Annotated in this window: 12 protein-coding genes; 8 read left to right on the top strand and 4 right to left on the bottom strand. The window is 29.9% G+C overall.

What is annotated here, in order from left to right; all coding sequences use genetic code 11:
- Positions 1–2: 2 nt before the first annotated feature.
- From CSUB8523_RS09270 to CSUB8523_RS09245, 6 genes are read left to right on the top strand one after another with little or no spacing between them, the layout of a single operon-like run.
- The gene (locus tag CSUB8523_RS09270; protein WP_043020296.1) at positions 3–320 is read left to right on the top strand and encodes a hypothetical protein; all 318 of its coding nucleotides are present in this window, start codon (positions 3–5) and stop codon (positions 318–320) included.
- Positions 321–331: 11 nt separating this feature from the next.
- Positions 332–1,060, top strand: coding sequence for a phosphatidate cytidylyltransferase (locus CSUB8523_RS09265; RefSeq protein WP_043020295.1), 729 nt, complete (start codon positions 332–334; stop codon positions 1,058–1,060).
- Positions 1,057–2,136, top strand: a complete 1,080-nt coding sequence (gene dxr / locus CSUB8523_RS09260) for a 1-deoxy-D-xylulose-5-phosphate reductoisomerase (protein ID WP_043020294.1) — start codon at positions 1,057–1,059, stop codon at positions 2,134–2,136. Before CSUB8523_RS09265 ends, dxr begins: the two co-directional genes overlap by 4 nt.
- Complete coding sequence (locus tag CSUB8523_RS09255) at positions 2,133–3,521, top strand: M99 family carboxypeptidase catalytic domain-containing protein (protein WP_039664695.1); 1,389 nt, start codon at positions 2,133–2,135, stop codon at positions 3,519–3,521. Before dxr ends, CSUB8523_RS09255 begins: the two co-directional genes overlap by 4 nt.
- A complete protein-coding gene (gene tsaD / locus CSUB8523_RS09250) occupies positions 3,518–4,525 on the top strand; it encodes a tRNA (adenosine(37)-N6)-threonylcarbamoyltransferase complex transferase subunit TsaD (protein ID WP_039664694.1) in 1,008 nt (335 codons plus the stop codon). Before CSUB8523_RS09255 ends, tsaD begins: the two co-directional genes overlap by 4 nt.
- Complete coding sequence (locus tag CSUB8523_RS09245; RefSeq protein WP_043020293.1) at positions 4,522–5,094, top strand: type II secretion system protein; 573 nt, start codon at positions 4,522–4,524, stop codon at positions 5,092–5,094. The genes tsaD and CSUB8523_RS09245 overlap by 4 nt, the downstream gene beginning before the upstream one ends.
- On the opposite strand, the gene CSUB8523_RS09240 is transcribed toward CSUB8523_RS09245, so the two are convergent.
- The 3 genes from CSUB8523_RS09240 to CSUB8523_RS09230 form a co-directional block, all read right to left on the bottom strand.
- A complete protein-coding gene (locus CSUB8523_RS09240; RefSeq protein ID WP_043020292.1) occupies positions 5,091–6,938 on the bottom strand; it encodes a ShlB/FhaC/HecB family hemolysin secretion/activation protein in 1,848 nt (615 codons plus the stop codon). The two genes, CSUB8523_RS09245 and CSUB8523_RS09240, sit on opposite strands and share 4 nt — an antisense overlap.
- Positions 6,939–7,075: 137 nt before the next feature.
- Positions 7,076–10,303 carry a two-partner secretion domain-containing protein gene (locus CSUB8523_RS09235; RefSeq protein ID WP_043020291.1) on the bottom strand — a complete coding sequence of 1,076 codons (3,228 nt, stop codon included), beginning with the start codon at positions 10,301–10,303 and terminating at the stop codon, positions 7,076–7,078.
- 19 nt (positions 10,304–10,322) lie between these two features.
- Positions 10,323–12,929 (bottom strand): hypothetical protein, encoded by a 2,607-nt coding sequence (locus CSUB8523_RS09230; RefSeq protein ID WP_052243665.1) that lies wholly within the window; start codon positions 12,927–12,929, stop codon positions 10,323–10,325.
- Between the two features lie 274 nt (positions 12,930–13,203).
- Between CSUB8523_RS09230 and CSUB8523_RS09225 the strand changes: the two genes are divergently transcribed.
- Both CSUB8523_RS09225 and CSUB8523_RS09220 read left to right on the top strand, forming a co-directional pair.
- Entirely contained in the window at positions 13,204–14,832 is a 1,629-nt protein-coding gene (locus CSUB8523_RS09225; protein WP_043020290.1) for a multidrug ABC transporter permease/ATP-binding protein, read from the top strand.
- A gap of 9 nt (positions 14,833–14,841) precedes the next feature.
- Complete coding sequence (locus CSUB8523_RS09220; protein ID WP_039664690.1) at positions 14,842–15,315, top strand: GlcG/HbpS family heme-binding protein; 474 nt, start codon at positions 14,842–14,844, stop codon at positions 15,313–15,315.
- An 18-nt stretch (positions 15,316–15,333) separates the two neighbouring features.
- Here the strand turns inward: CSUB8523_RS09220 and cgb are convergent, their stop codons facing one another.
- A complete protein-coding gene (gene cgb / locus CSUB8523_RS09215; RefSeq protein ID WP_039664689.1) occupies positions 15,334–15,762 on the bottom strand; it encodes a single-domain globin Cgb in 429 nt (142 codons plus the stop codon).
- Positions 15,763–15,802: the final 40 nt, after the last annotated feature.

Raw genomic sequence — 15,802 nt, 5'->3', positions numbered from 1 at the left:
GTATGCCTATAAGTCCCATAGGTGGCGTTAATTATGCTAACCAAAATGCACCGGTACATTCAGCGCAAGTGAGTAATGAATTAGCAAAAGATTCTTTTGCGACTTTAGTAAATATGAGTGAATTTCAAGCAAAAGAAAAAGCGGTCGAAAAACTTGAAAAAGTTAATCAAACCCATGAAGTAAGTGATGAAATAAAAGAAAGACAAGAGGAGGAAAAGAAGCATTCTAAACATCATCAAGAACAAGAAGATGAAGAACAAGAAGATAAAGAACAAGAAGTGGTTAAAAAAAGCTCTCATTTGCTTGATTTAAGTATATAGAAAGGATGAAAATGTTTTCAAAGACAAGAATTTTTAGTGCTATTGTGATGATAGTTGTGATAGCTGTTGTTGCTTTGGTGGATAATTTTTTGATTAATTTTGCGATTTTTGGTGTTTTATTGTTTTTGGCATTTAATGAAGCAAAAGCTATGTTTAAAAGCAAATATGCAAGTGTTTTTGTGGCTTTGTGTATTTTTACAATAGGAGCATTTTTAGATAAACCTTTCTTTGTGGGCCTTATGGCTTTGATTTTGATTTTGGGATATTTAGTTTATAAAAAAAGTGAAAATTTAAATGAACTTATGCCTTATATATATCCCACTTTGCCTATTTTAATGCTTTATCAGGTATTAAGCTATGAGGGTATGTTTGTATTGTTTTGGCTTATAGTGATTGTTATTGCTTGTGATAGTGGAGCGTATTTTATAGGAAAGTTAATTGGCGAGAGAGCTTTTTCTCCAACAAGTCCAAATAAAACTTTAGAAGGAGTTGTAGGTGGCATAGTTTGCGCAGGAATTTTAGGAACTATCATAGGCTCTTTTGAATTTAGCTTAATAAAAAGTATTTATATAACTTTAATTGTAGCTATTTTTGCTGTGATAGGTGATTTACTTGAGAGTTATTTTAAAAGACAAGCAGGCATTAAAGATAGTGGTAATTTAATCCCAGGGCATGGGGGAGTTTTAGATAGAATTGATGCTGTTATCATTGCAGCATTTGCAATGGCAATTTTAGTATGATTATACTTGGAAGCACAGGAAGTATAGGAGTTAATACTCTTTTTATTGCTAAAGAAAAAAATGTAAGCGTAGAAGCTTTATCATGTGGTAAAAATATCAAGCTTTTAAATGAGCAAATAGCTCTTTTTAAGCCTAAATTTGTATGTATACAAGATGAAAAAGATAAAGCCTTAGTTGATCATGATAGGATTTTTTGTGGTCAAGAGGGTTTAAAAGCGATGATAGCTGAGTGCAAAAGTTCTTTAGTGGTAAATGCTATAGTAGGTTTTGCAGGCTTAAGTTCAAGTCTTATGGTGCAAAAGCTTGGTAAAACTTTAGCCTTGGCAAACAAAGAAAGCCTAGTAGTAGCAGGGAAATTTTTTGACACTTCTAAGATTAAAGCTATAGATAGTGAGCATGCAGCGCTAAAGTGCTTAATAGATAAAAGAAAAGATATTAAAAAGCTTTTCATCACAGCAAGTGGTGGTGCTTTTTATAATTATAAAATCAAAGATTTAAAAAATGTCAGCGTAAAAGAAGCTCTCAAGCATCCTAACTGGAGTATGGGAGCTAAGATTACCATAGATAGTGCTAGTATGTGTAATAAGCTTTTTGAAGTCATCGAAGCTTATCATCTTTATGGTATTGAGCAAATAGATGCTTTGATAGAAAGAAAGTCTTTAGTGCATGCTTTGTGTGAGTTTAAAGATGGAGGGATAAGTGCATATTTTTCTCATGCAAACATGCGTTTATCCATAGCTCAGGCGATTTTAGATGAGCATGATCAAAGTTTTATAGAAAATTTGGATTTACTAACTATGTCAAGTTTAAAATTTGAAAAAATTAGTTTAAAAAAATATCCTATATTTTCACTTAAAGATGAACTTTTAAAAGATCCTGATTTGGGTGTGATTATAAATAGTGCAAATGAGTATATGGTGTATCGATTTTTAGTCCAAAAAGCACAGTTTTTAGACATAGCTAAAGGAATTTTCAAAGCATTAGATCATTTTGGTACACCAAAGATTAATCAAATTGAAGATGTTTTTGAGTATGATAAGCAAGTAAGGCTTTATTTGGATAAGGAAATGAAGTGAGGTATTTTTTAAGTATTTTGATTTTTATAAATGCGGTTTTTGCTTTAGAATTTAGTGTAAAAGAAAATGGAAAAAGTTTAGATGATAATAACACAGTTTTAATCCTTGGAGGCATACAAGGAGACGAGCCAGGTGGGTTTCATGCTGCTAGCTTGCTTTTGAGTGATTATAATATTACTAAAGGTAAAATTATTGTTGCGCCAAATTTAGCCTTTGAGAGCATTATTGCTAGAAATAGGGGAAATTTTGGAGATCTCAATAGAAAATTTGCTCATATAGACGATAGTGATCCTGATTTTCACACTATAGAGCGTATAAAAAAGCTTATTTTAGATCCTGAGGTACATATGGTCATAAATTTACACGATGGAAGTGGTTTTTATAGACCAAAATATGAAAGCAAGGATAAAAATCCAAACCGATGGGGTAATACTAGCATCATCGATCAAAGCGAGGTAAATTCTACTAAATATGCAGATTTAGAAAGTATAGCTAAAGAAGCGGTGGAAAATATCAATAAAGCATTAATTAAAGAAGAACATCAATATCATTTAAAAAATACCAAAACTCAAGAAAGCAATGATAAAGATATGCTAAAGGCTTTAACTTATTTTGTGGTATCAAATCACAAAGCAGCCTTCGCTAATGAAGCGAGTAAAAATTTACCTACACATTTAAGAGTATATTATCATCTTTTGGCAGTGGAGTATTATCTAAAAAAAGCAAATATAGAATTTCAAAGAACTTTTGATTTAACTCCAAACGGGGTTTATAGAGCCATCGAAAAGCCTTTAGAGGTAAGGCTATTTAATGACAAAATTTTACTTTATCTTGACAAACCTGCTAATAGAGTGAATTTTTTACCTTTCCCTATCAATCAAGCTTTAAATTATGAAGCAAGTAATGAGATCACAGCGGTGATTTCAAATACTAATTCATACTCAATCAATTATGGTAATCGCTTACAAACTAGACTATATCCTGAATACTTTGAATTTTCAAATGCCCTAGATAGCGTTGAAATGATAGTAGATGGAAAAAACATACAAACAGCTTTTGCTCAAAAAATCATGGTAAAAAACAGCTTTAAAATTCCTTCTATTGTGGGTGTAAGGGTTAATGTCATAGGCTTTGATAAGGGTAGTGATGAAAGTGACATAGAAATTAGTAAAAATCAAATGCAAAGTCGTTATTCTTTAGATAAAAAAAGAAAAATTTATAGAGTAGAATTTTATGAGTTAAAAAATGCAAATTTAGCCAATCAAGCCTTAGAAAAAAAGACAAATTTTAAAGAAATCAAAAAAGTAAATATACCCGTAAAAGCCATAGAAAAAGCAGAGCAAAAAGATAAATTTATCGGCACGATTTTGGTGGAATTTCAATGAAAAGCTTAATTCTTGCCATAGAAAGCTCATGTGATGATAGTTCTATTGCGATTATAGATAAAAATACATACGAGTGTAAATTTCATAAAAAAATCTCTCAAGAAAATGCCCATAGTGTTTATGGCGGGGTAGTGCCTGAACTTGCAGCAAGATTGCACAGTGAAGCTTTACCTAAAATCTTAGAAAAATGCCAAAAATACTTTGATAAACTTTGTGCCATAGCAGTTACAAATGAACCTGGTCTTAGTGTGAGTTTGATAGGTGGGGTAGCTATGGCTAAAATGCTAGCTATTAGTTTAAATTTGCCACTTATAGCAATTAACCACTTAAAAGGGCATATCTACTCTATGTTTTTGGATAAAAAAGCTAGATTTGATATGGGGGTGTTACTTGTTAGTGGTGGGCATACTATGGTGCTTTTTATTGATGAGCAAGGTAAAATCACAGAGCTTGTAAGAACAAATGATGATAGTTTTGGAGAAAGTTTTGATAAAGTAGCTAAGATGATGGATCTTGGTTATCCAGGTGGAGCTATCATAGAAAATTTAGCTAAAAATACAAAAGAAAGTAATTTAGAATTTAGTATACCCTTACTTCATTCTAAAGATTTAGCTTACAGCTTTTCAGGGCTTAAAAACCAAGTGCGTTTAGAAATTTTAAAAGAAGAGTTAAGTTTGGAGCGTAAAAGTAAAATTGCCTTTGCATTTCAAAAAGCAGCCATAGCACATATTTTAAATAAGCTAGAAAAAATTTTTAAAGAGTATAAATTTAAACGTTTTGGTATAGTAGGTGGAGCTAGTGCAAATTTAAGTTTAAGAAGTCAAATAGAGCATTTATGTCAAAATTATCAATGCGAACTTTTACTAGCTCCGCTTGAGTATTGTTCAGATAATGCTTTAATGATAGCAAGAGCAGCTTGTGAGGCTTATGAGCGTAAAGAATTTGTAAGTATTGAAGATGATCTTATAAGCCCTAAGGTGAAAAAATTACAAGGTGTACTGTGAAAAAGGCTTTTACTGTTATAGAACTTGTGTTTGTGGTGATTATACTTGGGGTTTTAGCTGCGGTTGCTCTGCCAAAATTTAGCACAAGCAAAGATGAAGCAAGCACAGCTCAAGCTTTAGGAAATTTAAAAACTTTTATCAATGATGTAAGTTCTTATGTGCTAAAAAATGAAAGCCTTTCCAGTATAGCTTTAATGAGCAATATAGCAAATATAAAAAATGAAGATTTGTCAAATTTGCAAAATACTACCAAAGAACTTGATTTTAGTGTGGGAAATGATGAGCAGTGTTTTAAAGTACTTTTTGTAGATAAAGAAAGTGTTTTACTGTTAGCACTTATGGTAGATAGTGCTCAAAAAAACAAAGCCCAAAATATAGCAGATTTAAAAAATCAAGTTTTGAAAGACCCTAAAAATCAAAATTTAAAAACTCAATTAGATGAGGCTTTAAGTGCTTTTAGCAAAAGCGAATTTACAAGCACTTCAAAGTCCAAAGCCTGCCAAAGTTTCATCCACTCTAAAGCTTTTAAGGATTTAGCTACTAGAGTGTATTTTTTAAGCGGTAGTTAAAAATACACCCCACCACTTAAATATAATTTCATTCTATGTTCATCATCATATTTATACTGATGTAGCGCTCTTGCTGCATCTAATTTTATATAATACTCATTTGCTTTATTATAAAGTATTTGTAAACCTATTGCATCTAAGAAATGTTCATTGCTTCTTCTATCTGATGATTTTTTTTCATACCAAGCATAACCTATATCATAAAAGGGAGTAAAATAAAAATTAGTATTAGGTATATTAACCCTTATACCAAAATTAGCCACTATAGTATTATCTCCATCACCCTCTCCATTATCATAAGCTCTTACTCCATAAGCTCCACCCAAAGATGAACTCTCTGAAGAATCAAGTTCAAAATTCCCTAATACCTTTTGATAGTTAAGATTAAGTGTATGGGTGATGTATTCATTAATACTATAATAATTATTCAAACTAGCATTTAATTTTCTAAACCAACCAAAGCCTTTATTAGATATAATATCTACACTATCATTATTAACCTTACCTATGCTTATTTTGCCAGCATAAGCAAGAGTATTGTTTTCAAAGCCTCTAAATAAACCTTCTAAACCCATACTCCCTACATTAGAATGCTTATCAAAGCTTATAACATCTAAACTAGTATCACTTAATATCTTATGATATATACTAGAAGTAAAGTATAAAGAAGAATAAGTATTAATCCACACAGGATAAGAAAAGTCTATACCAATATTTCTTGATTTACCACTAAAACCTAAACCCTCATAAATTCCACCTAAAGAATAAGTTCCTTGAGAAATACTTGGAGTAATTTTTAAATTTCCTAAAAAGAAAGTATAACTTGCTCCATAATTGATTTGTTTTTCATTGCTTGATTGTAAGTAAAAATTATAATAATCCCCCATATTAAGTATAGAATTAAAACCCATACTAATACCTGCTCTAATATCCCCTGCACTTTCAATACCATAATTATCAGCATATAATAATACATTAGCCTTGGTATCAGGCATTACTTCTATGACTACATCAGTCTCTCCTATATTCTCTCCTGCTTGTAATCCTGCTAGGGTTGTTATCCCATACATTTCATTGACTTTATATACACTATCTTCTATTAATGCAGTAGAAATGATTTTACCTTTGATTCTTTCATTAAGTTTATTTTCTATGAAATGATCTTTTATGCTAGTTTTATTCTTTACTACATATTTACCTAGTGTTCCTAAGGCTATATTAATTTGTACACTATCTTCAAATTCTTGTTGGGGCACATAAGCTGTTGCTGCAGGATAGCCATTAACTTGAAAATAATAAGCAATAATATTAGATATATCTTGTAAATCTTGTAAGTTTAATTTTCTTGTACTAAACTCACTAATGAGTAATTGTAAATCTTCTTCTTTAATACCTAGTTTTTCAAAGCTAGTATTTTTATTAGAGATGACAAATTTGTATTTGGTTTTTATTTTTTTGATGGTAGGGGTGTTATTGTTAGAATTAGTATTGGTTTGGTTGTTTGTATTAGTAGTATCATTAGTTGAGTTAGAATTATTATCATTTATACTAGTATTAGTTTTATCATTGTTTGTATTAGTAGTTTCCTCATTAGCTTCCTCTTCTTGTTGTAGTTTTTCTTTTAAAGCTTTCTTTTTTTCTTCAAAGTCTTTTTTAGCTTCTTGGCTTTTTATATAATCATCTTTGGTTTTTAGATTTTCTTTCAAAGCTTTGTTTTGAGGGAGGTTTCTATCAGGGGATAGCTCTATAGCCTTTTCTATATCATTTTTTACTATGGTAATACTTCCATTATTAGCATAAACTAAAGAGCTAATAGCTACAATACAAAGAGAGAGTTTTTTCATGATGGTTTTTCCTTTTTATTCTTAAAATCAAGAATTTTTGTTTTTATATTTATTGATCAATCAAAATAGTATTTAATATGAGCATTTATTAATATGCTCATTATTATTGCCAGGATATAGCTATCCTAGCAAAATATTTACATTCCACTAACTAAACAAGAATTCATAGTTTTATAATTATCACTTACTATACAAATTTTACCTTTTTGCGTCAATGAAGTTTCTTCTACTACTTCAACTTGTTCTTCTTCTTTAATAGCTTCATCTCCTTTTAGATTGAAAGATGAAGTTTGTTCAAAGCTTAGACTAGAACTACCTGTATCAGGGATTGATGGTTGATTAGGTATTTGCATATTAGAATAAAACAAATCATTTTTGATGGTAAAATCAGTATATTTAAATTGTTCTTTTATTTCTTGATTGTATTTTGTTGCAATTTTATCATTAATATCACTTATATATCCATCAAGTTGATTTTTATATTCTTTTATTTTTTTAGCACTTTCTGTAAAATCAAAATTATCAATTGATTTTCCTTCATTGAGTAAATTTACATAGTAATTGTATTTTTTCAATTCTTCTTCATATGCTTGTTTTATTGCATTAAATTCATTAACAATTCCTTGAGTTTCACTTTTAATAGTTGTTTGTAAATAATCTTTTAATGCTAAAGCTTTATCATACTTGTTTTTTAAATCACTTTCAAATTTATTTAAAAGTTCTTCCATTCCTTCTTGTTTGAAAAATTCATTTAAGAAATCTAAACTTTGTTTAACAGAATCAAGAGTGATTTTATCAGTTGGAGTAAATTTGATATTTCCTAGATCATCTATACTTACAGAATATTTTCCATTTAATATATCATTTAATATATCATTTAATACAGGAATATTTAGATCATCTTTATCTAGTTTAACATCACTACTAACACCTTCAGAAACATCTGGTTGTTCTGGTTTGCTTGGTGGGGTTATGGTTGGCGGGGTGATAGATGCACCAGTAACATGTTTTGCTTTATCTAGGAATTCATTATGTTTGTTATCATTGCCATTATAAGTATGGAGGTTGATTTCCTTATTGGTTTTGTTGTTAGAATCAGCATTGACTTCATCACCGCTACTAGCATTTGCATTATCTAATGTGTTATCTTTATAATAAATGTGGATGTTGTTGAAAATGATATCTGTATCTTCTTTATTATTCTTATAACCATAAAATTTACCTGCTTTATTTTCACGATTACGATCATCACCACTAGCTGTAATTTTTGCATCATCTTTAAAATACATGTAGATGTTTGTAAATCTAATGTCTCCAGAAATTAATCCACCATATCCAGAAATATATCCAGCAAAACCACCTGCGCATGAATTGCCACTATTACTATTACTGCCACTACTAATACTATCTATATCACTTAAAGAAATATTAGTAAATGTACCAACAACAGAATTACTAATCCACCCAGCAAAACCACCTGTGTAGGAACCACCACCACTGCTACTAATATTATTTATATTATTTAAAGAGATATTTTCAAAAAAAACTCTAACTGCACTATCAGGTGATGTTTGCGCAAAACTTCCAACAAAACCACCCGCTCTGGAACTGTGGCTATTATTACTTACAATATTGCCTATATTATTCAAGGAAATGTTAATAAATTTACCACTATAAGCTTGTCCAGCAAAACCACCTGAGTAACTGTCAACTATAGCCTTACTACTAATACTTTCTATATCATTTAAAGAGATATTGGAAAAATCACCACTAGCGCTTCCAGCAAAACCACCTGTATGGGAAAAAGAATAATTACCATTACTACTGCCGCTAATACTATCTATATGATTTAAAGAGATATTGGAAAATATACTATAAAAAGTCCATCCACCAAATCCACCTGCGTAAACATAATAATCAGCGCCACTACTAACACTACCTATATTATTTAAAGAGATATTTTCAAATGTACTATAAGCATCGCGCCCAGCAAAACCACCTACATAGGAATAATCATCATTACTACTACTACTAATATCACCTATATTATTTAAAGAAATATTGGTAAATGTGCTATTATAAGATTCCCCAATAAATCCACCTACATGAAGATTACCATTGTTATTTTCTGCCTTTATACCACCCTTACCATAATCTACATTGATATTTTTAAATGTAGCTCCATCTTTGGCATTTCCAAATATACCAACATATTGTGGTTTATTGTCTAATGTTGTTGTATCTATATTAATATTTTTTAAAGTATATCCTTGTCCATCAAAAGTTTTGTTAAAAGCATTATTGTAATAATCTGTCCCAACTATCATAGAAGTACAACCAAGACCATCTATACAATAATTTGTATAGTTTTGACTACCTTCTTTGTTTTGTCCTTGATTACCACTAAAATCTATATTACCTACTAATCTAAATTCATCTATACTTCTAGTTTCTCCTTGATTTTCATTCCAACCCTTAGCAAAATAAAACCACTCTGTAGCATTAGCTTTTTCATCTCCCATATTACCTATGGTTAAAATCTTTTTGAAGTTAGAAGAATTTCCATTGCGTATTTGTCCATTAGTTTCTGTGTAATTTACATTGTTTATTGTTGCATTTTCACCAAATTTATAATCATCATTAGCAAATTTATTCATTTGTCTTTGTATATGGCCACCATTCATAGCAGTAACATCTATGGTTGAATTTAATTTTACATTATCTGCATCTATATACACATCATTACCTACTAAATGTGTTTTAGAATTTTCTTTACCTATTTTACCACTCTGTATATCCACCTTATTCCCTATAAGCAATACATCATTTGCATTAATATTACCCATATTTACTACATTACCTGCTTTTTGTGAGTTAAACACAGGAGAAAAGCTTGTTCCTGCACTTAAATCTTTTAAATTAGCAAATGTTTTCATATCAGCATCACTCATAGAAGAAGTTGAAGTCACAAAGCGATTAGCATTAATAGTTCCTGTTTTAGTAATGATTACTCCATTAGGATTGATTAAAAAGACATTATTACCATCTGCATTTAATATACCTTCTATGGTAGATTTACTTGTTCCATGAGCAATGTTTAAATAGTTTTTATTCTCACCTTTAAAATTAACTTGAGCTTTTTCTCCTATACTAAAACCACCACCCCATTGGATAACAGAGTTTGTTTTATCACCCGTTATATTCATAATATTATTGTTAGTGTTTATACTTCCACTTGTTCCATGTGTAAATTTACCTCCACTAGGTAATTGATTTGGTTTAATCTTAGTTGTTGCCATTAGTGGAGAGAAAAGTAAAGATACTGTTATACCTGAGAGCATGATATGATGTGTTAACTTTTTCATGTTAAATCCTTTCTAGCTTTTAATTTAAATTAACATAAATACTTTTAGCATCTTTGCTAACACTTAGGGTGCAATTAGCCTTTTGAGTTTTTGCTTTGATGTTTTGATGTAGTTTGTAATTGTTTTTGCTTATAGTGTTTAAAAGTTGTTGTAAATCTTGTTGATTTAATCTTTTATTATTAGCATTAACAAAGCCTTTTTCACTTTGCATTAGAACAAAGCTTTTGTTTTTTATCTCATTATTTGTATACACATTAATAGAACTATCTTTAGAAAGATAAATAGCTTCTTTAGCACTTAAATAAGCTTGAATATTATCTTTTAATATAAAGCTATAATGATCAAAGTTATTGATAGTATTTGTTGTTATGTTTGTATTTAGCACTAAGTGATTGTTAGTACCACTTTGATGCGTTAGAGCTTGTGATTTAAAGTTATTATCTTCTTGAATTCGTAAAAAGCTACCTGTTACTAATACTTTTGCATCAGTATGGTTAAAAATATTAATATCACCACTTAGATATAAAGTATTATTATAGCTTTTATCATTCTTACCATATACACCAGAAGCTGCTATGACAATACTAAAATTGTCTTTATACTCATCTATATTTAGATTATGTATATGTGTATAATTATCATGCGTATTCTTAGCTATACCTGCACTAATTACTATTTCACCTTCTCTTTTATTAGAAGCTGTGCCTAGGGTTATATTATCAAATATTATATTATTATTAGTGCTTTCATCTTTAGCCTTAATAATATATACATTATCCCTAGCCTTACTAGAATAATCTTTAATATTTAAAGTATTATCATTAGCCTTTTGATTAGCTCTTAGTATAACTTTAGAACCTTTATCTATATTAGAAGCATTGGTTAAGGATTGCACAAGATTATAATTAATAGTATTTTTTTCTAAATTATCAGCTTCTATAATAGCAGTTAGATTTCTACCTGATTTTACATTATCTAAAACTATGCTATTAGCATAAGCACTACTTGCATAATAATCTTTATTATCTAAATTAGCTTTAGAAACTGCATATAAAAATAAAGGCATAGCAATATTTGAGTTGTTAATAACAATGCTATTATTATTTGCCTTAGAACTTAGAGTTTGTGCTGCTATGATTTGAATTTTATCTTGGTTATCTTCAACAGTAAGTCCTTGGGTTAAATCTCCATCAATATGAATGCTATTTCCACTAGCTCCTTTAGTCGCTACCCCTCCATAAATATTAAACTCATTTTTTCCTGTAAAATTAGAATTAATCTCAAATGGCTTTTTAAGATGAATTCTAACACTATTATCATTAGCTATACCATTATTAGTTACACCTGCATAAAAGTCTAAGAGTGCTTTTACTTCTATATTATTATTAAGTTCTAATAAGGTTTGTAAGTCTTTGATATCTATGGTGTTTTTATAAGCATTACCTTTCATAATCCTACCACCAAATATCTCACCTACTAATACAGCATTATAAGCTAAAGGAGTATTTTTAGCATCTACTCTTAAGTCTAATTGTAAATCATTTATAATAACACTATTTCCTCTTACCTCATAGCTTTGATTATTATTAACATCCACAAAGCCACCTGCCATATGTGTAGCAGCTGAAGTAGAATATGATCCACTTGGACCATGCACAATTAATGAAGCACCATTAATAAGTAATTTATTATTATTTGCATTAGCATTATAAGCTATAGCTCCAACCACATGAGTCATTCTTTCATCAAAAATATCACCATCATTTAAAGCACTTTGCTGATAAGGAGTAGTATGAAAGTCTATCTTTACTCCATCATTTAATATTACAGTATTATTATTAGTATTAGCATCTATACCAAAAGCACCTACTATATAAGGTGCTCCATTTAAGGCTAAGGTATAAGTGTTCTCAACACCCATATTCACATAGGCATCTTTTAAGAAATTTAAAGTATTATTGCTCGCTTCACCTTTTCTAGCTATAGCAGGAGTAATTAAAAAATTATATTTATTATCCAAACCACTAGCCTTAGGATTGATTACTTCTTTATTGGTTGGTTTTAAATAATATACTGAAGATAATTCTCCTGCTTTTAATACTAAGGTATTATTATTTGCTTTAGCATTAAAAGCATAAGCAGAAACTAAAAAAGGTATATAGCTGATTTGATTCATGGTGGTGTTAGAAGAATAAGCTCCATGAAAGCCATTAATTACAAAAATATCTTCTTTAATGCTTGGAGTGAGTATGTCTTGTCTAAAATGCAATGCACTAGTATTATCTTTAGGATTATCATAAATTAAAGTAATATGAGATAGATTTTTATTACTAGCCATTTGACCATAGAAGTTTTTACCATTTAAAAACTTATAAGTATTGTTTGTATAATCATATACATCATTATTATTAAATTTATGCTTTGTGATAATATAAGCATTAGAACTTTTATCATAATCTGCCTGAATAGCTGCTTCTAAAGAACTTAATGAAAAAATAGTAAATAAAGAAAGTTTTAAAAGATTGAAGTTTTTAAAGTTTTTTAAAGAAGCTAAAGCACTTAAGCCAAAATGAAAATTATCGTATCCCCCCCCCGTGAGGTGATTTTTAGGTGTGTTTATATACATTGAAAAAGTCCTTTCAAAATAATTAATATATTTAATCAGCCTGTGTTTGTTTATATATGTTGCAGCAATTACTACAAATATATTATTAATAACAATGCAATACTAACATTGAAATTATAAATTTTTAATTAAAGAAAATTTATAAAATAAAATATTAACATAATACTTAAAGTATTATAATGGTTTGTATGTCTTGGGAGATAGGTTTTTAAAAGAGAAAACCTATTATAAATAAGTGGTTATAATTTTTACAATTATTATTAAAGGCATCACTGTGAGTTTTTTATGGGTTTTGTTTCAAGAAAATAAATTTAAAATCATTCTTTTTTTATGTTTTAGTATTTTTACAAGTATATTGGGTGTATTGACTTTAGTTTTTATTAATGAGTTTTTATTAAAAACGAGATTTGAAAATTTGAGCATCATTGTATATTTTGTACTTTTGTTGCTTGTATTTTTTGCGAGTTCTTCTTTTGTGGAAATTGCTCTAAGTGCTTTTGGTCAAAATTTCATTTTTAAAATGCAACGAAGAGTGGTCAAGCAAATTTTAAATACAAGTGTTTTGAGTATCTTAAACACTACTAAAGCTAGAATTTTAGCTTCGTTAAATAACGATGTGCGTAGTATTTCTTTTGGGCTTTTAAGACTTCCTGAATTTATACAATCAAGTGTTTTGATCATTTGTACTGGTGCATACATCGCGTATCTTTCTTTGGAAATTTTTTTACTGTGCTTGGTGTGGATCGTGTGTGTTTTGCTTGTGGATAACTTTTTAATGAGTAAGGTGTATTTTTACTTTAAAAATGCAAGGGAAAATGATGATGCTTTGCAAAAAAATTACCAAAATATCCTACAAGGCCACAAAGAACTTACGCTAAATCCTTTAAGAGCGAAGTATTATTATGAAAATGAATTTGAAAAAAATGCACTAAAAAAGAAAAAAAGTTCCACCATGGGCAATGTTTTGCATATTTTATCTAATAACTGGAGCAATAGTGCCATGTTGGCTTTGGTTGGGGTGGAGTTTTACCTCGTTTTAGCGTATGAGTTGACTAGCTTGCAAAATGCAACAACGATCGCTTTAAGTGTGCTTTTTTTAAGAGCGCCATTAGCAGGTATGATAGGAAGTTTTCCAACACTTTTAATGGCAACGATCGCTTTAGATAAAATCTCTAATCTTAATTTAAAAAACTACACTCCTGAATTTCATATATGCCAAAAACAACGAGCATGGCAAAAACTTTCTTTTAAAAATGTATCATTTGCGTATAATGAAAAATTTGCACTCAAACCGGTTGATTTTGAACTCAAAAAAGGTGAATGTGTGTTTTTAATCGGTAAAAATGGTAGTGGTAAGTCAACTTTTTCTATGATTTTAGCGGGGCTTTTTACGGATTTTAAAGGAGATATTTTTTTAGATGATGAGAGAATTACTTCTGAAAATATCTATGAGTATAGAGGTTTGATTAGTGCGATTTTTAGTGATTTTCATTTGTTTGAATATGTTTTAGAAGATGAGAAATTTAGTAAAGATGATTTGGCGTATTGGCTTGAAGTTTTAGAGTTAAATGAAAAAGTAGAGCTTGTAGGGAATGCCTTTAGCACGATAAAGCTTTCAGCAGGACAAAAAAAGCGATTAGCCATGCTTAATGCTTTACTTGAAAAAAGAGATATTTTGATCTTAGATGAGTGGGCGGCTGATCAAGATCCTATGTTTAGAAAGTTTTTTTATACTAAGCTTTTGCCTTTATTAAAAGAGCAAGGAAAGACGATTTTTGCGATTACGCATGATGATGTGTATTTTGATATGGCTAATCGGATTTTACTAGCACAAAATGGTCGAATTCAAGAACTAAAAGGCGATATTAAAGAATTAGCAAAAAATGCGGTGGAGAAATTTTAAAGGAAAAAGATGAGAAAAATATTTATTTTATGCGTGTTTTTGGGAGTAAGTTTGGTGGCAAAATCTTATGAGCTTGTTAAAGAGCCTGTTTTAACTACGCAAATGGTTGAGGGGATTTTGGATTTAGCTAAAAAAGAAGCAAGAAAAAATGGTTTTCATGTAAGCATTACCATAGTGGATAAATCGGGTCAAATTTTAGCGGTTTTAAGAGATGACAAAGCAGGAGTGCATACGCTTAATGCTAGTTATAAAAAGGCTTATACTGCTACTTCGCAAAAAAGAGAAACTGCGGTGATTTTTAAAGGGGTAAAAGAGGGTAAGATCCCTGAAGATATTCGTTATTTAGATGAGCAATTTTCCATTATGCCTGGTGGGATGCCTATTTTGATTGATGGTGTAGTTGTTGGAGGTATAGGTGTGGGTGGAGCACACTTGGAAGAAGATGTGAAAATAGCAAAAGCAGGGATAGCCTTTTTACGCTAAGCTTTGAAAAATCAAAGCTTAGTTGTTTTTTGCATAGATTTCTTTTTCGATATCGATGTAAAATTGCGCGATCGCTTTATAAGCTTCTTCCCAAGCTTTTAGTGTAGCTTCATCTGCGTTTAATACCACTTTGATAGCTTTTAAAAGACAAGCACCAACGATAGGGTAGTGTTCTTCTTTGACATTTAAATTAGTATGAGTAATGGCAACTTTGTCTACAAAAGATCGCATGTTTTCTAAATTTTCTACATTCTTAGCTGCCATTAAAATAGCCATAGCCAAGGCTTTTGGTTGTTCACCTGAAGCTTGTTTTTGCATGTTAAACATGGGTTTGACTTCAGGGTATTCTTCAAACATGATTTTATAAAATTCTTTAGTTAAAATCTCGCCATTTTTTTGTAAAACAGGCACACAATCTTTGATGATTTGAATTTGTTCTTTTGTCATTTAATATCCTTTTTATAAAACTAAAAAGGATATTTTAACT

Source organism: Campylobacter subantarcticus LMG 24377 (assembly GCF_000816305.1).
GTDB classification, from domain to species: Bacteria; Campylobacterota; Campylobacteria; order Campylobacterales; family Campylobacteraceae; genus Campylobacter_D; species Campylobacter_D subantarcticus.
This window is presented reverse-complemented; position numbering and strand designations above follow the sequence as displayed.

What these genes read in the sequence shown, in the direction of transcription:
- CSUB8523_RS09270 (WP_043020296.1), top strand. Translation starts at nt 3, where the DNA reads ATGCCTATAAGTCCCATAGGTGGCGTTAATTATGCTAACCAAAATGCA.
- CSUB8523_RS09265 (WP_043020295.1), top strand. Translation starts at nt 332, where the DNA reads ATGTTTTCAAAGACAAGAATTTTTAGTGCTATTGTGATGATAGTTGTG.
- dxr (WP_043020294.1), top strand. Translation starts at nt 1,057, where the DNA reads ATGATTATACTTGGAAGCACAGGAAGTATAGGAGTTAATACTCTTTTT.
- tsaD (WP_039664694.1), top strand. Translation starts at nt 3,518, where the DNA reads ATGAAAAGCTTAATTCTTGCCATAGAAAGCTCATGTGATGATAGTTCT.
- CSUB8523_RS09240 (WP_043020292.1), bottom strand. Translation starts at nt 6,938, where the DNA reads ATGAAAAAACTCTCTCTTTGTATTGTAGCTATTAGCTCTTTAGTTTAT.
- CSUB8523_RS09235 (WP_043020291.1), bottom strand. Translation starts at nt 10,303, where the DNA reads ATGAAAAAGTTAACACATCATATCATGCTCTCAGGTATAACAGTATCT.
- CSUB8523_RS09230 (WP_052243665.1), bottom strand. Translation starts at nt 12,929, where the DNA reads ATGTATATAAACACACCTAAAAATCACCTCACGGGGGGGGGATACGAT.
- CSUB8523_RS09220 (WP_039664690.1), top strand. Translation starts at nt 14,842, where the DNA reads ATGAGAAAAATATTTATTTTATGCGTGTTTTTGGGAGTAAGTTTGGTG.
- cgb (WP_039664689.1), bottom strand. Translation starts at nt 15,762, where the DNA reads ATGACAAAAGAACAAATTCAAATCATCAAAGATTGTGTGCCTGTTTTA.